Origin of the sequence: Psychrobacter sp. JCM 18902 (genome assembly GCF_904846615.1) — a bacterium.
GTDB lineage: Bacteria > Pseudomonadota > Gammaproteobacteria > Pseudomonadales > Moraxellaceae > Psychrobacter.
Map to the genome: position 1 here is coordinate 2,316,930 of NZ_CAJHBK010000001.1, position 21,463 is coordinate 2,338,392.

Annotated in this window: 18 protein-coding genes; 8 read left to right on the top strand and 10 right to left on the bottom strand. The window is 44.4% G+C overall.

The annotated features are described in order from the left end of the window. Positions 1-184 precede the first annotated feature (184 nt). Complete coding sequence (locus JMY05_RS09525; RefSeq protein ID WP_201614914.1) at positions 185-1,420, top strand: beta-ketoacyl-ACP synthase II; 1,236 nt, start codon at positions 185-187, stop codon at positions 1,418-1,420. Between the two features lie 38 nt (positions 1,421-1,458). Continuing rightward, a complete protein-coding gene (locus JMY05_RS09530) occupies positions 1,459-3,129 on the top strand; it encodes an anthranilate synthase component I family protein (protein ID WP_227678156.1) in 1,671 nt (556 codons plus the stop codon). A gap of 124 nt (positions 3,130-3,253) precedes the next feature. On the opposite strand, the gene hisC is transcribed toward JMY05_RS09530, so the two are convergent. From hisC to JMY05_RS09570, 8 genes are all read right to left on the bottom strand, one after another. Next, positions 3,254-4,387, bottom strand: coding sequence for a histidinol-phosphate transaminase (gene hisC / locus JMY05_RS09535; protein ID WP_201614918.1), 1,134 nt, complete (start codon positions 4,385-4,387; stop codon positions 3,254-3,256). 79 nt (positions 4,388-4,466) lie between these two features. Further along, positions 4,467-5,762, bottom strand: coding sequence for a histidinol dehydrogenase (gene hisD / locus JMY05_RS09540; RefSeq protein WP_198330254.1), 1,296 nt, complete (start codon positions 5,760-5,762; stop codon positions 4,467-4,469). A gap of 289 nt (positions 5,763-6,051) precedes the next feature. Continuing rightward, the gene (hisG, locus tag JMY05_RS09545) at positions 6,052-6,747 is read right to left on the bottom strand and encodes an ATP phosphoribosyltransferase (protein WP_045447985.1); all 696 of its coding nucleotides are present in this window, start codon (positions 6,745-6,747) and stop codon (positions 6,052-6,054) included. 147 nt (positions 6,748-6,894) lie between these two features. Continuing rightward, positions 6,895-8,163: a UDP-N-acetylglucosamine 1-carboxyvinyltransferase gene (gene murA / locus JMY05_RS09550; RefSeq protein ID WP_045447982.1), complete on the bottom strand. Its 1,269-nt coding sequence runs from the start codon at positions 8,161-8,163 to the stop codon at positions 6,895-6,897. A gap of 105 nt (positions 8,164-8,268) precedes the next feature. Beyond that, complete coding sequence (locus JMY05_RS09555; RefSeq protein WP_010200621.1) at positions 8,269-8,520, bottom strand: BolA family protein; 252 nt, start codon at positions 8,518-8,520, stop codon at positions 8,269-8,271. Between the two features lie 122 nt (positions 8,521-8,642). Further along, positions 8,643-9,650, bottom strand: a complete 1,008-nt coding sequence (locus JMY05_RS09560; protein ID WP_227678157.1) for an alpha/beta hydrolase — start codon at positions 9,648-9,650, stop codon at positions 8,643-8,645. 275 nt (positions 9,651-9,925) lie between these two features. Continuing rightward, on the bottom strand, positions 9,926-10,765 hold the full coding sequence (locus tag JMY05_RS09565; RefSeq protein ID WP_045447979.1) for a BON domain-containing protein: 840 nt from the start codon (positions 10,763-10,765) through the stop codon (positions 9,926-9,928). A gap of 216 nt (positions 10,766-10,981) precedes the next feature. Continuing rightward, entirely contained in the window at positions 10,982-11,467 is a 486-nt protein-coding gene (locus JMY05_RS09570; RefSeq protein WP_201614920.1) for a YraN family protein, read from the bottom strand. 135 nt (positions 11,468-11,602) lie between these two features. On the opposite strand from JMY05_RS09570, the gene rsmI reads away from it, so the two are divergent. Then, positions 11,603-12,571, top strand: coding sequence for a 16S rRNA (cytidine(1402)-2'-O)-methyltransferase (gene rsmI / locus JMY05_RS09575; RefSeq protein WP_045447976.1), 969 nt, complete (start codon positions 11,603-11,605; stop codon positions 12,569-12,571). Positions 12,572-12,625: 54 nt separating this feature from the next. After that, on the top strand, positions 12,626-13,645 hold the full coding sequence (locus tag JMY05_RS09580) for an adenosine kinase (RefSeq protein WP_201614922.1): 1,020 nt from the start codon (positions 12,626-12,628) through the stop codon (positions 13,643-13,645). 140 nt (positions 13,646-13,785) lie between these two features. Here JMY05_RS09580 and JMY05_RS09585 read toward each other — a convergent pair whose 3' ends face one another. Next, complete coding sequence (locus JMY05_RS09585; protein ID WP_201540655.1) at positions 13,786-15,108, bottom strand: O-acetylhomoserine aminocarboxypropyltransferase/cysteine synthase family protein; 1,323 nt, start codon at positions 15,106-15,108, stop codon at positions 13,786-13,788. A gap of 206 nt (positions 15,109-15,314) precedes the next feature. Then, positions 15,315-15,998 (bottom strand): Fe-S biogenesis protein NfuA, encoded by a 684-nt coding sequence (nfuA, locus tag JMY05_RS09590; protein ID WP_045455268.1) that lies wholly within the window; start codon positions 15,996-15,998, stop codon positions 15,315-15,317. An 859-nt stretch (positions 15,999-16,857) separates the two neighbouring features. Between nfuA and JMY05_RS09595 the strand changes: the two genes are divergently transcribed. The 4 genes from JMY05_RS09595 (at position 16,858) to JMY05_RS09610 (ending at position 21,431) form a co-directional block, all read left to right on the top strand. Continuing rightward, the gene (locus JMY05_RS09595) at positions 16,858-17,817 is read left to right on the top strand and encodes an alpha/beta fold hydrolase (RefSeq protein ID WP_045447969.1); all 960 of its coding nucleotides are present in this window, start codon (positions 16,858-16,860) and stop codon (positions 17,815-17,817) included. A gap of 177 nt (positions 17,818-17,994) precedes the next feature. After that, positions 17,995-19,044 (top strand): bifunctional nicotinamide-nucleotide adenylyltransferase/Nudix hydroxylase, encoded by a 1,050-nt coding sequence (locus JMY05_RS09600; protein WP_045447966.1) that lies wholly within the window; start codon positions 17,995-17,997, stop codon positions 19,042-19,044. A 133-nt stretch (positions 19,045-19,177) separates the two neighbouring features. Continuing rightward, entirely contained in the window at positions 19,178-20,575 is a 1,398-nt protein-coding gene (locus JMY05_RS09605; RefSeq protein ID WP_201614924.1) for a nicotinate phosphoribosyltransferase, read from the top strand. A gap of 4 nt (positions 20,576-20,579) precedes the next feature. Beyond that, the gene (locus JMY05_RS09610; RefSeq protein WP_045447963.1) at positions 20,580-21,431 is read left to right on the top strand and encodes an SGNH/GDSL hydrolase family protein; all 852 of its coding nucleotides are present in this window, start codon (positions 20,580-20,582) and stop codon (positions 21,429-21,431) included. The last annotated feature ends 32 nt before the right edge of the window (positions 21,432-21,463 follow it).

Below are 21,463 nucleotides of genomic sequence, written 5' to 3' on the forward strand. Positions count from 1 at the left end.
TATAAGTAGTTCGTTACTTATAAATAATCAGTTACCAAGCATATAGTTTTACTATGATCATCACAATGATTGTAAAATGAGACTTTAACGCTCAATACCCCCTAATATTAAATAATAGAAATACATACTTAAAAACGATTATTAAAAGTAATTGTGAAAAATCGTTACTCATAAGGAATAGAATATGCGCCGCGTTGTTATCACTGGAGCAGGGATTGTCTCTTGTATCGGACATGATTTAGCCACGGTTACTGCCGCTTTAAAGCAAGGGCAGTCTGGCATTACATTTAATGAGGCTTATGCTGAGCATGGGTTTAAATCACACGTTAGCGGCAGTATTGACCAGTCGACGCTTGATACCAGTGGTATCGATCGTAAGTTGAAGCGGTTTTTTAGTGATGCCAGTCTATACGCTTATGTCAGTGCTTTAAAAGCCATTGAGCAGTCTGGTTTGTCGCTTGAAACCATCAATAATAATCCACGCGTGGGCGTGGTCGCAAGCTCGGGCGGCGCATCGACAGAAAACATTGTCAATGCCATAGATGCCATGCGGGAAAAAGGTCTGCGCGGTGTCGGCGCGATGGCTGTGCCAAAAACGATGGGCAGCTCAGTATCAGCGGCATTGGCAACAGGTTTAAAAATCCAAGGTGTATCATACTCGCTCACCTCTGCTTGTGCGACGTCGACGCATTGTATCGGTCATGCGGCTGAACTTATTCAGTTAGGCAAAGCAGATGTGATACTCGCGGGTGGTAGTGAAGCGGAACATTGGACACAGTCTTGTATGTTTGATGCGATGGGTGCAGTCAGTACGCAGTATAATGAGACACCGCAGCGCGCCTCAAGAGCTTATGATAAAGATCGTGATGGCTTTGTGATTGCTGCTGGTGGTGCGATGGTAGTGGTTGAAAGTCTAGAGCATGCCCAAGCACGTGGCGCCAACATACTGGCTGAAATCGTCGGTTATGGTGCCAGCTCTGATGGTGCTGAAATGGTTGCGCCAAGTGGTGAAGGTGCCGTGCGCTGTATGCAGCAAGCACTGGCCGAAGCTGGTTTGCAAACTGTCGACTATATAAACAGCCACGGTACCAGCACGCCGTTAGGTGACATCACTGAGCTTAAAGCCATTGCTAAAGCATTTGGCGATTATATCAGTCAAGTACCTGCGATCAGCTCTACTAAATCTATGACAGGTCATAGCCTTGGTGCCGTTGGTGCGCAAGAGCTAATTTATTGCTTATTGATGCTACAAGAAGGCTTCATTGCGCCCAGTATCAATGTTGATAATTTAGACCCTGCGGCTGAAGGCTTTGATATTGTCACCGAAATGCGTGAAGCCAAGCTTGAGACACTAATGAGCAACAGCTTTGGCTTTGGCGGTACTAATGCCACATTAATCATTAAAAAGTTTGACGCCTAACTATGCTCGCAGCACATCCTCTCAAAATTGAGCAGATAATGTCTGACCCATCGCCAGCTACTAAACCTAGCTGGCGTTTTGGTGACCTATCGGCTGCAGAACTTATGCCGCTGCTACAACAGTATTTAATCGCACAAGATACTAAGGCAAACTGGCAATTGGTTTGGCTCAACAATGATGGTCGACCAGTGATTGGCTTATTGCCAAAAGTAAGCTGGTCTGTTCATGATTGCGCTGAAAACACGCTAGATTCGAACGAACAAGCAGCCCTTTATCAAGTCACAAAAACCTGCCGTGACGCCATTCACAATGATATCACTAGCACTCATATGAGTTATAGCGACTGGCAAGATGAATTAATCAGTTATAGTCAAACTTATGAGACTGATAATGAAAACTCAGAATCAGTAAACGATTTAAATGAAAAACCAAGTTATCATCATGGTTTGATAGGTTTTATTGGTTATGATATTGCGGCTCATGAGCTAAGCCCGGCCGCCAAAATTGAGCGAGCAGCACAGCCTTGTGCCGTATTAGCACATTACGATATTTACCTAACACCTAATGGAAATGATGGCAACACGGGTTGGGAATTAACGATAAATGCAACTGTGAGCGACTCTGAAAACGACTCTGATAATCAGCAAAAAAATAAAATAATCACGGCACTTGTCTCTTATTTAGATATAGTAGATAAAAATCTGGCTGATGACTGTCTCAATAAAACGCAACTGACAGCATCACTACTGCCTGCTCCTTTAGTGTTAAAATCACGATGGCGCAAACAGGACTATCAACAAGCATTTAATCAAACCCAAAATTATCTACAGCAAGGCGACTGTTATCAAATCAACCTAACCCAAGAATGGCAAGGTTTTTTTGATCATAACTCTAGCGATAATAGCGCTTTGCCGATGCTTATTGATTACTTACCTGCTTTACATCGTAATACTCGAGCACCTTTTGCTGGATACTTAGCGGTTAATCCCTTTAACCGTGAAATCAAAAATAATACATCCCAGCATCCGTTTGAATTATTGAGCTGCTCGCCTGAGTTGTTTTTTACATTTACCAAGGATATCGATACTGGCAAGCACCATATCATCACCAAGCCCATCAAAGGGACCATGCCGCGCAGCACCAATATTCAACAAGACCATGCTTATAAACAGCAACTGACTGATAGTGAAAAGGATCGCGCCGAAAACGTGATGATTGTCGATTTATTGCGTAATGACTTGGGTAAATATGCCAAGATAGGCAGCGTAAAAGTGCCGCAGTTATTCGCGATTGAGAGTTTTAGCAATGTGCACCATATGGTCAGCACCATTACCGCAGAATTACAGACGGACACTCACCCACTCGCCGTTTTGTTTGGTAGTTTGCCTGCTGGCTCAATTACTGGCACACCAAAAAAGCGAGCGGTTGAAATTATATCTGAGCTAGAAACTACACCGCGCGGTGCTTATTGCGGCACATTGGGCTATATGAACTTTGATGGCAGTGGTCAATGGAATGTGCTCATTCGTACGCTGCAAGCTAACACTTCATCACATAATGAGTTAGATAAAAAAAGACATATCAGCTTATGGGCAGGCGGTGGTATCACTGTCGCCTCTGATTGCGATGCTGAATACCAAGAATGTTTGGATAAAGTCGGTAATCTATTAAGCGTTTTAACTCAAGAAAATATCCACAAATACCCTTAAGATTGTTCTAAAAACGTGATCGGAGAAATCCATAAAAAAGCCTGCTCAACACAATGTTGGCAGGCTTTTTATCAATACAAGCATCATGATTCAATTGTTAACTGTCAAAATCGCGAACGAGATATTAATCAGCAATAATTTCAGCCTCTTTCTGCAACATCTGTAAAGCATCTATCAAACGGTTGTTTTGCTCTACTGTACCGGTAGTGATACGCAAATACTCATTGATGCGTGGCTTGTCAAAATGACGGACGATGATACCTTGCTCACGTAACGCATTCGCTACCGTATTGGCATTACCGTCTTTAGGACGGGCAAAAACAAAGTTGGCATGCGATGGCAACACATCAAAACCTAACGCTGTCAGCTCTGCTGTCAGAGAGTGGCGTAAGTCGATGACTTGCTGGCAGGTCTGGGTAAAATACTCAACATCCAGTACACTGGCAGTCGCCCCTACTTGCGCCAGCTTATCCAGTGGATAGCTATTAAAGCTGTTTTTCATACGGGTTAAGGCTTCAATCAATGAGGCATTACCAAAAGCCATACCGACACGTAGTCCAGCAAGCGAACGTGACTTTGAAAAGGTTTGGGTCACAAGAATGTTGTCAAACTCATTGATTAAGCTCACTGCTGAAATTTCTGCATCTGAGCTACCGTCAGCTGCCCGCGCAAAATCAATATAAGCTTCATCAATTACAATCACTGAGTTTGAGTGCTCACTAGCCAGCTTGCGAATATCGGCAAGCGATAATAGCAGTCCAGTTGGGGCGTTTGGATTGGCAATGATGATGCCGCTACAAGGCTGGCGATAGGCATCAGGGTCAATACTAAAATCTTCTTCCAAGGCAATTTGTACCAGCTCGATACCAAAGGTCTGCGCATAGACTGGATAGAAACTATAGCTGATATCGGGTGCTAAAACAGGTCGCTCTTTTAGAAAAAAGCTGGCAAATACTAGCGCCAATACTTCATCAGAACCATTGCCAACAAACACTTGGTTGATATCAATATCATAGAGTTGTGCCAATGCGGCACGCAAATCATCAGACTCAGGCGCTGGATATAAACGCAGATCATCCGCTTGCTGCTCTAGGACTTTTGCGATTGCCTCGCCTACTTTTGGTGACGGCGGGAATGGGTTTTCATTGGTATTTAATTTGCATAAATTTTCATGCTGAGGCTGCTCACCAGGAACGTAAGGTGACAAATTACGCGCTTTAGATGACCAAAGTCTGGTGTCTATCTTTAACTCACTCATAAGTTATCCTACTATTAGCCACATAAATTATTAAATATAAATCTCAAAAGTACAATTCAAAAATAATCATCAAGCTACGTTACTGATAACGATAACGGGCTGAGCGCGCATGGGCTTCTAAGTCCTCACGTTGCGCTAAAATATCTGCGGTCTCAGCCAATGGCTTACTACCGGCTTCAGTACAATAAATAATCGATGATTTCTTTTGGAAATCATAAACACCAAGCGGTGAAGAGAAACGCGCAGTGCCAGAGGTTGGCAACACGTGATTGGGTCCTGCGCAGTAGTCACCAATCGCCTCAGGCGTGTGACGTCCCATGAAAATAGCACCTGCATGACGAATATCGTTGAGTAGCGCATCAGGATGATCAACTGACAACTCTAAATGTTCAGGGGCAACCCGATTAATCACCGCCATACCTTCAACGCGGTCTTTGACTAAAATAAGTGCGCCACGATTTTTTAGAGAATCGCGGGCGATATCGGCTTTTGGCAACTCTGCCAGCGCTTTTTCAATTTCAGCGGCTACGTCTGCAAGCTGCTGTTCACTGGTCGTGACAAAGATAGCTTGAGCGATACGGTCATGTTCGGCTTGTGACAATAAATCCATCGCCAACCAATCAGCACGATCTTGCGCCTCGCCCTCTGCATAGACCAATACTTCAGAAGGACCAGCGATCATATCAATCCCAACTTGACCAAATACTGCCCGCTTGGCGGCAGCAACATATTTATTACCAGGGCCGGTGATTTTATCCACCGCTGGAATCGTTTCGGTACCATATGCCAAGGCAGCAACCGCTTGCGCACCGCCGATAGTAAAGACACGGTCGACTTGTGCTAAATGCGCAGCTGCCAATACCAATGGATTGAGCACGCCTTTTGGCGCTGGCACCACCATGATGACCTCTTTAACACCCGCCACTTTGGCAGGAATGGCATTCATCAATACAGAAGATGGATAAGAGGCCAAACCACCAGGGACATAGATGCCTACTCGATCAAGTGCGGTGACTTTTTGACCCAAGCGATTACCAAGCTCATCTTCATACTGCCAAGTCTCTTGTACTTGGCGCTCATGAAAGGTCTGCACACGCGTTGCTGCGGTGGTCAATGCGGATTTCACTGTATCATCAAGATTCGCAAACGCTTCAGCAAGCGCCTCTTTAGACAGCTCTAGCTCTTGCATCGTCGTCGCCGGATGCTGATCGAATTGCTGGGTTAACGCCAGTACGACGCGATCGCCATCATGCCGAACTTGCGCGATGATATCATCAACGGTCTTTAACAAATCGGCATCATTGACGGTTTCAAAGGCAAGTAACTCTGTCAATTGACTGTCAAAATCGGCATCTTGGGTACTTAGTTGGCGCATGACTTAATCCTATATCTGAGCATAAAAGACTGCTGAAAATTAGCGATGTAAAAATGAGTGGTATTGAGTATTAATAATAATTGTGATGGCTGATATACCAGTTTTGATATATTTAGTTTGTTCAGATTATACTAACCTCATACTTTCTGGCAAGCAAATACAACAAAACCAGTTTAGCACGCTATAACTATCTTATAGCGCTAAACTGGTTTAAAAATTTGTATGACAATGCTTGAGATTACCAATGATTAGTATCGTTTGATAAAGCATTGATTCATTAGGAATTAATTTATGAAGCGCTGGCAATACTGTTTTTAAAGCTATCTAAAATCGGCTCAAGTAACGCAAATTTACGCTTGTAGCTCACTTGATTGACGATAAGGCGTGAGGACACATCACAAATATGATCGCGTGCTTCAAGACCGTTGGCGCGCAACGTATTACCTGTATCAACCACATCGACGATCAAATCACCCAATCCGACCAACGGCGCAAGCTCCATAGAGCCATACAGTTTAATCACATCCACTTGCTGACCTTGGCTGGCAAAGTAAGCGCGGGCAACATTGACGTATTTGGTCGCAATACGTAGGCGACGATTGGGTAGCGGCGCATCTTTTACGCCAGCTGTCATCAACTTACACTGAGCAATTTGCAAATCAAGTAACTCGTAGACATGGTTGGCACCATGCTCAAGCAACACATCTTTACCCGCCACTCCAAAGTCAGCCGCGCCATGTTCAACGTAGGTTGGCACATCACTGGCACGCAAAATTAATACACGCACATTGGGGTTTGAGGTTGGAAAAATAAGTTTGCGTGAGGCTTCAGGATCTTCTAATAACTCAACACCAGCTGCGCGTAGCAGTGGCATGGTCTCTTCTAGAATACGACCTTTTGATAAGGCCAGTGTTAAGCCTGAAAACTCATCATTTACTTCATTTAATAAACCATCATTTGGTAGGCTATTGCTTGCTTCAGTCATAATGACATCGTGTCCATGTGCAGTTAACACCCCCGCTGCAGGGGGCTTTTAGTGGTAGGTTACTAATAGTGGTAGATTGCTAAGCTATTCATATCAATGCCAATCGTGTCAATCATTGAGGTCATGGATTTGATAAGTAAATCGATATTAGTCATTAGTATTGATACGTTCGATATTGACCCCAAGCGCACGCAGCTTTTCTTCGACATGCTCATAGCCACGATCGATATGATAAATGCGGTCGATTAAACTTTCACCTTCAGCAGTTGCCGCTGCCATTACCAATGACATAGACGCACGTAAATCAGTCGCCATCACAGGGGCAGCGGTGAAGTTTTCGACGCCTTTTACTACGGCCGTATGACCATCTACTTGGATAGAAGCACCTAGACGATTAAGCTCAGGGACATGCATGTAGCGGTTTTCAAAAATGTTTTCGATAAAGGTACTCGTACCATCCGCCAAACACGCAATAGCCATGACCTGCGCTTGCATATCGGTTGGGAAACCTGGATGCGGCTGAGTACGGATATCAACCGCTTTAGGGCGACCTTTCATCTGCGCACGAATCCAATCGTCACCAGTGGTAATCACTGCACCCATGTCTTCGAATTTTTCTAACACAGGTGTTAGTAATAGCGCAGAGGTGTTTTTAGTCAACACATCGCCACGCGTCATGAGTGCGCCAGCAAGGTAAGAGCCTGTTTCGATACGATCTGGCACCACTGAATACTCACAACCGTGTAAGCGCTCAACGCCCTCGATGGTCATGATCGAAGTACCGATACCGCTGATTTTAGCACCCATCGCGACCAACATATTGGCCAAATCAACGACTTCTGGCTCAAGGGCACAGTTACCTAAGACGGTCGTTCCTTTAGCAAGTGCGGCTGCCATAATGACGTTTTCAGTACCGCCCACGGTAATCATATCAAAAGAGTAGTTACAGCCAATCAGCTTACCACCTTTTGGCGCTCGTGCTTTTACGTAACCATTTTCGACACTAATTTCAGCACCCATCGCCTCAAAGGCTTTTAGGTGTTGGTCAACAGGACGTGAACCAATGGCACAGCCGCCAGGCAATGACACTTCTGCCTCACCAAAACGTGCTAGCAATGGTCCAAGCACTAAAATCGATGCGCGCATGGTTTTTACTAAATCATACGGTGCATAGAAATTATCGATATTCTTGGTATCGCAGGTGACAGTATCGTCCTGCTTTTGGATTTTGATACCCATACCACCGATCAATTCAATCAACGTCCGCACATCTTGTAACGATGGCACATTGTGCAATGTCGTTGGCGTCTCGGCCAATATCATAGCGGCAAGTAACGGCAAAGCAGCATTTTTGGCGCCTGAGATAGTAACTTCCCCTGCGATACGACTACTACCAGTGATTAAAAATTGATCCATAGAAGTGACAACCTAACGATGAGTATTAAAATAGTGAAAATCAGACCAATCACACCCAGCCAATATAATAGCCAGTCTAACAAGCCCAATCATATGTATAACGGTCTAGCCTTTGGATTGAACGTCCCATTCAGCAGGCGTCAGCGCTTGAATATTGAGCGCATGAATATCGCCACTGGCGATCTTATCATTGACTAATGCATAAATCGCCTGCTGACGTTGCACGGCACGCTTACCTTCAAAGCTGGCATCAACCACGCGTACATCAAACTTATTACCTTGATTGGCAGCTTGAATAAAAGCGTCTGGGAAGTGAGTCTGTAAAAATGCAATCAAATCGTCAGCGTTCATGCTCATAGAATATTCTGCCTTAAAGTGTCAGATAGGGTATAGATTTAAAGTGACGACATTATAACAAGAGTTTAAGCATCTTACAGTACTGTCTTACGCAACTGCACCTAACTTCTGATTGCCATCCATTATTTGAGCATTTTATCCAAGTACGTCAGTACTTGCGCGCGTACATCATTGACCCAACGTAGCGGCGGTGCCATCGCACCAATACTGGTCGCATGACTGGCACCTTTTATTTCACCATTTTCTACGGTGACGCCCGCCTCTTGCAACGCTTTGGTCATTTTAATCGTATTGGTCGCGTACACCACTTTGTCTTTTTCGGCAGTCAACAATAAATACGGGGGCTGCTCGCCTTTGATTTGACGGTCTGGCATGACGTCGTCTGGCGTAGCATCAGCAGCAAAGGCGGTGGCGCTATCAAATTTACGGAAGTCATAACTATAAGGACCAGCAATACCCACGACCGCGGTAATATCCTTTGGCTTAATACCATAAGGCGCTAAAAAATCTTCATTGGCGACCGCTGCAACCGCATTAAACGCACCAGCAGAATGTCCAATTACCGCCAAGCGTTTAGGATCAGCATGTAAGCTCGGAGCATTATTGATACTCCAAGCAATCGCTTGCGCCGTATCTTTGACATAATCAGGGTACACATGCTCAGGCGCTTTACGATAATTAATCACGGCGGTGACATAACCTGCTTGCGCCAAACTCTGACCAACAAAGGCATACTGTTCTTTATTACCACTCTCCCATGAGCCACCGTGGACAAACACCACCATCGGATAGCTATCATTAATCGCACCATCATTGATGGCGCTTTGGGCTTTCATCGCTTGTGCTAATGGCTTGGGATAATAAATATCCAAATCTTGATCGGGCTCATCACCATAGAGAATATTTTTGCTGACGCCAACGCCGCCACTAGCAGTAATGCCATTGACGATAGCCAGTGGCGATAGGGCTTGCGCATTCTGGGTGGCTAGCGCAACGCTACCCAGTGCTAAGGCAGCGACGCCTGTGAATTTTAGAATGCCTACTTTGCTAGCAGTATTATTAATCATGCTTTCATTATTTATTTTTTGACGGCTTTTATTATATTCTAAGCGCTTGTTTGCATCCTTCATTGCCAGCATCCCTATTATATTTATACATGGATCAAAATTAACAGCACTGCGATAGCCCTTTTATAAAATAAGCACTAATCCTGTCTTATCTACTATTCGCTTTTATATCTTACTGGCTGGCTCAGAAGTTCTCGTATTTTTCCTGTTAACAGTGTTTAGGTTTCTTGTCATTAAACACTGTTTAAACTGACGGGGCAAATAGCTTACCCTACAAGCTATTTAGCCACTGTTTTTTTGTTTTATTGATAAATAACAGCTGTGTTTTAGAACACTTTTTACGGATCTTGATACAGGTCTATATATGGGCTTGATGACGGTTGCTCAACGGTTGTGCCATCTTCGGTCACGACGATAGGAGTCGATGTGCCAACGGACGCTGGCGCTTCAGAATTATTAACGCTAGCAGCAGTTACCCCGTCCACAACGACTGGTGCTGAAGCAGGATTTACCAAGTTATTTTCAGACATAATGTCGTCTTTACTTATCTTTACGCCCCTGTCATCAACGACGGTCGTCAGCAGCACCAGCTCAGTCACACCAACGGTGCTATTGGCGATATCGATTAGGTGACTCTGCTGAGTCGGTGTCATACGTCCCATGATATAAACCACGCCATCATTGGTCACGGCTTTGATCTGTGAGGCTTTGACACCATCACTCGCGGCTACTTTTGCCAGCAGCTTTGAGGTGATATAGCCATCATGAACCGTCGAGCTATAGCCTTTAGACGCGCTGACGTTTAGCTCATTATAGACATGACGCACATCTGGCATAGAGCTGACAACTTTTTCGACTTCCACTTTGATGGCCTCAGTGGGTACCTCGCCTGTCAATAACACTTCACTATTAAAGCTATCAATACCCATACGACTGGTTTGCTGCAGGTCTTCTTTTAACCCATAAACATTGATTTTGACGGTATGTTCGATACTGCGATCCAGTAGTCGCTGCGGAATGGTACGCTCTGTCATCGGGACACCATACGTACCTTCTGTACTGTTGGTCAAATAATTGGTGGTACAGCCCGTAGTGACGATGCTGGTCATTAGCATAACGCCTATCGCGGTGAGGCGTGATGAGCCAAAAATAGCAGTGCGCAAATGCATCCGTGTCATGATTTACCTCTTAGAACATAAGTGTGACGATCGTATAAAGTCAATTGATTGAGCCAGTTTTAATCTAGTAACGTTTGTTTTGACAACTGTTAATTCAGTTAATAACAACTTAGCTACTTTACTTAATTTTTACTATCAGCGGTTAGGTTTTTGGTAACGCTCATTTGATAATAAGTACTTACTACCTTCTAGTTGGGTAGCTTTTGCATCCTAATATCACGTATCTGCTATAAAAGCACCTTTGAGCCATTGTGGTTGATTTTCTATGTTTTGACCACTGGTCTTAATATGATTACCTACCGTATCATAAGCGATGACATCGAACCGGCAGTCATAATCCTCATACTCAGGATGCTGTTGCAAAAAATATTGCGCCGTTTTAATCACTTTACGTTGTTTGCTTGCCGTCACGCTCAGTGCAGCACCACCAAAACCTGAACGCTGCCGTTGACGCACTTCAATGAATACCAGTGTCGACCATGCTGAACCTGTCTCCAGCATAATCAAATCCAGCTCACCCACTTTGGGCTGCTGCCAATTTTGGGCAATCAAAATCAATCCTTGCGATTGTAAAAACTCACACGCCTGCTGCTCGAACAGACTGCCTTGGCGCTGCTTTGGTGAAGTGAGGCTCAAAGGTTTATGACTGCACATAAGGTCGATAGGTCTGGTTAACATTTCAAAATTATCATAGCACATCATGCTAAACTAGCCACTTTCGCGTGCAGATGCTGGTATGGTGTTTTATGCTTTGCTTAAGCCCTATTTTTGACCAGTTTTGTCAGTCAGCGCGCCACATTATATTTTAATTCCCGCTTTTAATACTCCGAGGTTTTCATGTCTAGCCCTACCGCGATGCCAGCTTGTCTATATATCGTTGCCACGCCGATTGGCAATATGAGCGATATGACGCCGCATGCCATCGATGTTTTAAAACAAGTCGCCATTATTGCCTGTGAAGACACCCGTACCTCAGGTAAGCTATTGTCGCATTTTGGCATTGATACCAAAGGCAGTAAAGCCGACGACGAAAAAGAGTCAGAAGCTCCTAACACTAAAAATAATACCGATAATAACGTAACAGACGCTGATACCGCGACCAAGCAAAAAGGTCATAACAAGCTTTGGGCATATCATGAACACAATAGTGCCATTCAAACACCCAAAATTATCGAGATGATCGAGCAAGGTCATTCGGTTGCTTTGATTAGTGATGCTGGTACGCCACTCATCAGTGATCCAGGTTATCAACTGGTACAGGCCGCTCATGTCGCAGGCGTTAGAGTCTCTCCTATCATTGGTGCCTCCGCTGCCATTGCCGCACTGTCAGTCGCAGGATTGCCCTCAGACCGCTTTAGCTTTATTGGGTTTTTACCTGCCAAAACACACGGTCGCCAAAAACAGCTTACCGCTCTAAATACACGTACTGAAACATTGATATTTTATGAAGCACCGCATCGTATTATCGCCAGTTTAGAAGACATGGCGGCGGTATTTGGCGCAGATCGTGAAGTGACGTTTTGCCGTGAATTGACCAAAACTTTTGAGACTGTCCATAAAAGCACCCTTGGGGATTTGGTGGAATTTGTCAAAGCTGATGACAATCAACAGCGCGGTGAGATAGTCGTGGTCGTCGCTGGCGTGAATGTGGCGCAGGATGCCGATGACATCAGTATTCATGATAAATTATTGCAGCGCTTGCTTGAAGACTTATCGGTTAAAAAAGCCGCTGCATTGGGCGCTGATATCACTGGCGTCAAAAAGAATGCGCTATATCAGCGCTTACTTGAGCTACAAGCTGAATAATTTTTGGATATTAATATTAAAGACAGTTATAAAACCATTGAGGAGAAGTGAGCAATGTACAATGTAATGGCGATAGGCAACGCATTAGTCGATCACGAATATGTATTGTCAGATGCGGCGCTAGATGAAACTGATTTGACCAAAGGCAATATGACGCTAGCAGGTATCGACGAGCAACAGCAATTGTTGGCGTATTTTAAACTGGCAGAAATTGCACCATCAAAGCAGGCTGGTGGTGGCTCAGCGGCTAATACGATGTATACCTTTGCCAGTTTAGGTGGCAAGCCATTTTATGCCTGCCGCGTCGGTGACGATCAACAAGGCGAGTTTTATCTCAAAGACTTACATGAAGCAGGTGTTGCAACTTCAGAGAAATCTATCCATGCAGGCGGAGTAACGGGTTCATGTGTGGTCGCAGTTACTGAAGATGGCGAGCGCACCATGCAAACTTATCTTGGTACTTCAAGCGAAATCACCGCAGAAAATGTCGATTTTGATGCGCTGACACAAGCTGACTGGCTATATATAGAAGGCTACTTGGCCATGACTGAGAGTATTCAGCCTGCCATGACTCAGTTGCGTCATCAAGCAGGGATTCATTCTGCAAAAATTGCCGTAAGTTTTGCTGATCCTGCCGTGGTGAAGTTTGCCAAAGACGGTTTACTCAATATGCTGGGCAATAAAGTGGCAGTGATATTCTGTAATAGTGAGGAAGCCAAGCTCTTTACAGACAAAAAACAAGTCAAGGCAGCCGCACGCGCACTGCTTGAGTATTGCCAGACGGCAGTCGTCACTGATGGTGCCAATGGTGCAACGATCGCCCATAAAGCTGATGATAAATCAGAGATTGAGATTTATGAAGTTGCTACACCAATCGTTACTAATGTCATTGATACCAACGGTGCCGGTGATAATTATGCAGGCGCATTTTTATACGCGTTGTCGCAGCACTATAGCTTGCCTGAATGTGGTCGTCTTGCCAGCGAAGTGGCGGCGCAGGTGATTCAACAGTTTGGACCACGATTGGCCTCACAAGATTATAGAGATATTGCAAAGCGTGTACTATCTGCTTAACTTATAAAAATCTGTCATTGCCGATAATAAAAAAGCCCATATCGATTGATATGGGCTTTTTTTATTGTTAATCATGAGACAAATTATTCAGTTAACATTGCTCAGTTAACATTACTCAGTTCAATAGAAAGCGTTTAATACTAAGCCGAGGCTAATGCTTGCGCAAGATCCGCTTTGATATCTTCGATGTGCTCGATACCAATTGATAGACGTACCATATCAGTGCTCACACCCGCATTTTCGAGCTCTTGCTCATTGAGCTGACGATGCGTCGTCGTCGCTGGATGACAGGCTAGTGATTTGGCATCACCTATATTGACCAAACGAGTAATCAATTGCAGCGCATCGATAAAGCGCGCACCTGCTTCTAGACCACCTTTGACTCCAAAGGTCAAAATAGCAGATGGCGTACCTTTCATGTATTTTTTGGCAAGCTCGTGCTCAGGATGATCCGGTAAACCCGCATACTTTACCCAAGCAACCTTGTTATGGTCACGTAGATATTCTGCGACGGCTTGGGCGTTTTGCACATGACGCTCCATACGTAGACTCAATGTCTCCATGCCCTGCAAAATACCAAAGGCATTCAATGGGCTAAGTGCCGCGCCCGTATTACGTAGTGGCGCCACGCGAGCACGAGCGATAAATGCCGCTGCGCCCACGTCTTTGACAAAGTTCACACCGTGATAACTATGATCTGGCGTGTTTAATAACGGAAAACGCTCAGGATAGTCGCCCCATGCGAATTTACCACTATCGACAATCGCCCCACCAATCGACGTACCTGTACCACTCATATATTTGGTCAATGAATGAATCACGATATCCGCACCAAACTCAAAAGGACGACATAACGCAGGCGTGGCAACCGTACTATCAATCACGACTGGCACACCATATTCATGAGCAATATCACTTAATGCCTGAATATCTACGATATTGCCCAATGGATTACCGATGCTTTCGGCAAAGACCATCTTCGTCTTATCATCGATTAGATTACGAATCGCTTCAGGGTCTTTATGATCGAAGAATCGCACTTCGATGCCTTGACGTGGCAACGCATGGGCAAATAAATTATAAGTACCACCATACAAGGTCGACACAGCAACGATATTATCGCCCGCTTCACAGATGGTTTGAATTGCATAAGTGATGGCTGCCATGCCAGATGCTACGGCAAGGGCACCGATACCACCTTCGAGCGCCGCGACACGTTCCTCTAACACGGCATTGGTCGGGTTCATAATACGGGTATAGATATTACCTGCAACTTTTAGATCAAACAAATCAGCACCATGCTGAGTGTTATCAAAGGCGTACGAGCTGGTGTGATAAATCGGCACTGCGACCGCTTTGGTCGTTGGCTCAACGCTATAACCGGCATGAATAGCCAAGGTTTCAAGACGTTGAGGAGTCGCTGATTTTTGGGCTGTTTGCTGGGCTGCTTGTTCATCACTCATCATATATTCCTTTATTTCGATAAAAGCTATTAATCAATAAATGACTAATCAAAAAATTATGAATCAACAATATGTCACTGAAAATTCAGCTAAAAAACAATCTACCAAATCATAGCAATAAAAAAAGCCAAGTTCATCAAAACTTGGCTTTTTAATTAAAATAACTCTTCAGATATTACTTAACGCTTTTGCTTTTACTGAGATTTCTATTTATAGTAAGCGTTTTCGGTACGGGTATGATCGGTTTCATCAATCACTTGGGTCAGCTCTGGAATTTGTTGTTTCAGCTGCACTTCAACGCCTTGACGTAAGGTCATGTCAACGGCTGAACAGCCTTGGCAACCACCACCAAACTTCAATACCGCAGTCAGACCAACGCCTTCTTCATCAATCAGTTCAAGCAACTGTACGTCGCCACCATGCGCCGCTAAGCCGGGATTAATCTCTGACTGCAATACGTAGTTGATACGCTCTTCGACACTGGCATCCGCACCCACTTTAGGCACTTTAGAATTTGGTGCACGGAAGGTCAGCTGACCACCAAAACGGTCTTTATTATAATCAATCACCGCATCTTCTAAATAAGGAACTGACGCCGCTTCGATAAAGGCAGAAAAACTGTCATACGTAAAACGCAGGTCAGCGCTATCCTCTTCGCCCGGTTGGTTATAAGCCATACAGCACTCTGCACGCGGCGTACCTGGATGCTCAACGAAAATACGCACGCCGATACCATCGGTATCCTGCTTGGATAACAAATCTGCTAAGTAGCTTTGGGCTGACTCAGTAATAGTAATATTGCTTTTTGCTACAGTTTGCTCAGTATCTAGCGCTGATTCATAGTCTGCTGACTGGTCTAGTTGGCTCTCAGCTTGGTTGTGCTCACTCATAATATGTCCTATGCGTTATGACACAAACGCTATATCTGTCATGGCTACTGTGTCGTGAATTTAAAATTAGGTAGCGGGTATAAGTTATGCGGGTTATCAATCATTACGGTCTGTTGTCTTAAAATACGGACTGCCGTTGTTATAACATTTTGCTCAATTTATAGCAGCTATTATAACGTACTCAGACGACAATTCCGACTGCGCTACTGTGAATTAAACCAAAATGCTCACAAATGACTGCTATCGGTTTTATCAATGCTTTATTAACAATGACGAAATAGTTACGATAAATAGCGCTTATCTAATGATTGATATATCCCCTACTATATAAAGACAGCTACCGTGATTATCAAGCACCTAGAACACTAACTAACCACCTACTTTCTTCCGAATGCTACGGCATGTCTAACACTGTGTGAAACCATACAACCAAAGCACTTATCATGCTTACTATTTTCTAGCGCTAGTTTTAGATCTATTTACAAGGTAAAGTGTATTGTCATAAATACCTTTTTATAGGTTTACTTATTGATTATTATATTAGGCATTCTTGTTGCCCTTATTATAGTCGTCGCGCTTTTAGTACCGGAGGGTGTTGACTATACCAAAGCTGTAAAAGAAATTATGTCTCGCTATATCAAAATTCATGTAGCGTTGGTATTTTTTCGTAATCCATTACTCCAGTTGATATTCTTTTATATTGACTATAGAGATCGCTTAGATATCAAAGAAAAGAGGATGTTCAAACGTTATTTTATAACGCAATTTTTTAGCATCTTTATATTTATTACTATAATTTTCATTGTTAAACATTACATTTGAGCTAGCAGAAATTTCATATTTTAGTTGGATCAATCTTATGATGACACAAACACTGAATCTAGTAACGACCAAAGACGACGAACAAGTAGCCGTTTGGAAGATTGTGGATAATACAAAAGACGAAACAAAGAACGATACCTCTACCACCAATACCTTTGCCATAAAATCGCAAAACATATTTTTGACGCACGGCACGTTTTCGGACAAACAAACCTGTTTGAAAATCGCTGAGTATCTAGCCCGCCTCGGTCATCATTGCTACATCATGGAATGGCGCGGTCATGGCGCAAGCTCAATACCCAAAGAAAAATTCAATTTCGAAACGGTTGCAACCTATGACTATGAAGCGACTTTTCGCTATCTTTTTGAGGATTTAAAACTCGATAATCTACATTGCGTCACCCATAGCGGCGGCGGGGTTGGCTTAACGATGTTTTTGATCCAGCATCCCTGCTATATCGATAAAATTAATAGCGCCAGCATGTTTGCCTGCCAAGCTTATGGCGCTGCAATAAATCCGATAAATCATACTAAAATTCTTGTAGCAAAATTATTCACGCGGCTGGTTGGCTATATCCCTGCTAAAAAAATCAAACTAGGGCCTTTTAATGAAAGCTATCATATGATGAACCAGTGGTACGACTGGAATCTACAAAAAAACTTTAACAGCAGTTTTCTTAAGCAACGTACATTTAATACAGCCAGCATGGATACATGCGCCGCTGATGATGCACCTTTAGACTACCGGCAACAGATGCCAAAAATCACGATACCTATCTATGCTATCAGCGCAAAAGGCGACAATTTCATCTCCCCTACTCGTGGTTGTCAGCTGTTTTTTGAACCCTTTAAAAACCCTGCCAATATTTTTCGAGAATACTCGCTCAGCCATGGAGATCTGGACGATTATACGCACAGCCGCATTATGATCAGTCGTAACGCCGCCCACGAAATTTGGCCAACAGTTACCGCGTGGATTGAGCAGCATGCCCGTTAAAATAGCGGTGCGGTTGTAGCCTAACTACAGCATGGTACGGACTATAATCAGAAACCGCACACCTCTAAACATCTTTATACTTGTCAGCGAGTGATAGGCTGTGTCAGTATTGGCGTCATTACTTTTTACTCAATAAATTTTAACCAATGAAATATCCGTAGTAGGAAAGTGGCGTATATGAGCGAATCATCAGAGCAAATTTCAGCTAAAGATAATAAACACTATCGTTATTTGGTTTTTATCGGGCGTTTCCAGCCCTTCCATCGTGGACATAAAGCGGTCATCGACGAAGCATTAAAGCGTGCTGATAATGTCATTATGTTGATCGGCTCTGCTAACTTACCGCGTAGTTTACGAAATCCTTTCAGCGTCGCTGAGCGTGCTGCCATGATTAAAGGCGCATATTCAGCAGCAGAAGCAGCACGTATTCACTGCGTTGCTCTAGATGATGCACTCTACAACGACACACGCTGGCTACAGTACGTGCAAGCAGGCGTGAAGTCTGTCACTGGTGATTTGCAAACTGATATCGGCTTGATTGGTCATTCCAAAGACAGCTCCTCGTATTATTTATCGCTATTCCCCAACTGGGCGTCCGTCTCTGTACCGAGCTATCACAATCTATCCGCCACCCCAATTCGCGATAGCTATCTAATGGGTGCGACCCCGACTCCTGAACGCACGCCTGAGTCGACGCGCAAGGTTCTGAATGATTTCAAAAAGACAGACGAATATCAAAATCTGCACGAAGAAGCGGACTTTATTGATAAATATAAAAGACAGTGGGAATCAGCGCCTTATCCACCAACCTTTATGACAGCAGATGCCCTGATTGTCCAGTCAGGACATATTCTATTGGTTGAGCGCCGCAGCATGCCAGGGCGCGGACTGTGGGCATTACCAGGCGGATTTTTGAATCCAAAAGAGACCTTATTCGATGCCTGTATCCGTGAGCTACGTGAGGAGACTCGCCTAAAAGTCCCTGAACCAGTATTGCGCGGCTCTTGTCATAGTCAGCATACCTTTGATGACCCATATCGCTCAGCACGTGGTCGTACAATTACTCAAGCCTTTTATTTTCAACTTAAAAATGACCCAAAAGGCTTGCCAAAAGTAAAAGGCGGCGACGATGCAGCCACGGCTTTTTGGTTACCACTCGCTGAGCTTGACGCTACCATGATGTTTGAAGACCATTATGCAATTATTACTAAAATGGTCGGTTTGTAGGATTTTATCAGGCGATTATCCGATTTTTCATTAACAATTTTCCACGCCCAAGCTGATAGACAGCAAGGGCTAACCGCCGTAACTGTTCTTTCATTAACGCAGCTACGGCAACTCAAAGCAGAGGAGTTCTGTGATGTATACCAGCAATTTAAACAATTTAATTCTAAATAGCGACAGCTACAAAACCTCACATTGGGTGCAATATCCAAAAGGTAGTGAGTATCTGTCCAGCTATATTGAGGCGCGTAAAGGCGACTACGATGTGGTGTTCTTTGGCTTGCAAGCCTTTATTAAAGAATATCTAAGCACGCCAATCACTCATCAAGACATTGATGAAGCCGAAATGGTCATTCAAGCACATGGTTTGACCTTTAACCGTGCTGGCTGGGAGCGTTTGGTTGATAAACATGGTGGTTATTTACCACTGCGTATCGAAGCCATACCTGAGGGTAGCATCGTACCCGTGTCCAACGTCGTCTGCCAAGTTATCAACACTGATCCTGAGTTTTATTGGCTGCCAAGCTATATCGAGACTGCTTTGCTTCGTGCCATCTGGTATCCATCAACCGTCGCTAGTGTCTCGCACTATTGCAAAGGCATCATTCGTCAAGCGTTAGAAAAATCTGCGGACAATACCGAATCACTCACTTTTCGTTTGCACGATTTCGGCTCGCGCGGGGCATCTAGTCAAGAGTCTGTCGCGCTCGGCAGCTTAGCGCATTTGGTGAACTTTGCTGGTACCGATTCGATGACGGCGTTAGTCGCTGCCAGCCGTTGGTATCACATGGATAAGGACATGCCCGCGTTTTCTATTCCTGCCGCTGAGCATAGCACCATGACCGCATGGGGTCGTGATGGCGAAACCGCTGCTTTTGCCAATATGATTGAGCAGTTTGGCGGCGCTGGTAAGAGTTTTTCAGTGGTCTCTGACAGCTACGACTTATGGAACGCCATTGATAATATTTGGGGCGGCAGCTTAAAAGATGATGTCAAAAATATGGGCGGGACTTTGGTTATCCGACCCGATAGTGGTGAGCCTGCCAAAGTGGTTCGCGAAGCCTTAGAGCGCTTGGCAGTAAAATTTGGAACGACGATTAATAGTAAAGGCTATAAAGTGCTGCCTGATTATGTACGTGTCATCCAAGGGGATGGCATCAGCCCACAAAGCTTAACTAAGATCATTGATGTGGTCATGAAAGCAGGCTTTAGCGCAGAGAATGTGACCTTTGGTATGGGCGGTGGTCTATTACAACAAGTCAACCGCGATACCATGAGCTGGGCGATGAAAGCCAGTGCTATCTCTATCGATGGCACATGGACAGACATCTATAAAGACCCGATTACCAGCCGCTCAAAACGCTCAAAGAAGGGACGTTTGGCGCTGGTCAAAAACAGCAATGGACAGCTAAAAACCATCAAGGCTGAAGACCTATCTGCAGACGCAGATAACCTACTGCGTGATATTTATGTCGATGGTAAATTATTAATTGAAGACAATCTCACCACTATTCGGGAGCGTGCAGGATGGTAGCAATATGATAAATAGCAATAAAATCGCCTCGGTGGCAAGAGATGTACTGCTTGCTCCTATTTATCTTTATCAAGGGCGCAAAATTAAGCGTGATACGGTACGTCTACCTGAGCCAAATGGTGAAAGGCACGGGCAAGTTCAATTAAATGACGCGATTGAGTCGCCAAAAGATGCGCACAAGCGAACATTAAACCTAATGGTCGTTGGCGATTCGGCGGCGGCTGGCGTCGGTAGTGAGACGCAGCAAGAGGCGCTTGTCGGTAACTTAATTCCTGTTTTGACGCAGCAGTCTGCTATCCAAAACCAGTTTGATATACTGAACTGGTCATTGCAAGCGACGACGGGGCATACCAGCTTTGATATCTTGCGTAGGCTTTATGTTCTACCCGCGCCTAGCCAGCAGCCTGTTGATGTGATGGTGCTGAGTGTCGGCGTCAACGACACCACCTCTAAAGTCTCTGTGGATAAATGGCAACAGCAAATTGAAAGTATTATCGCTATCGCTCAGCGTAAATTTGGCGTGCGAGAGTTGATTTTTTTAAGCCTACCGCCGATGGCACAAATGCCTGCGATACCTGCCCCGCTAAGTAACTTTGTGGGTGCTAAAGCCTCTATCCTTGATAACACGTTGCAGCAAGTTTGCGCCGCTCATGATAGTGTCACCTACATGGCCACTGACTTTCCACGAATGATAGCAGAGCATTCGAACGGTACTCCAATCGATATCAAAGTGATGTTTGCCAGTGACGGTTTTCATCCTAGCAGCCTCATGTATGGCTATTGGGCGCAGCAATTGTCAGAGTTGATTATACAGTTACTGAACCCTTCCCCTTCCGATGCTGAGTTGACTGATTAAGAACCATTGAGCCGTTACTTCTAAAAATTTAA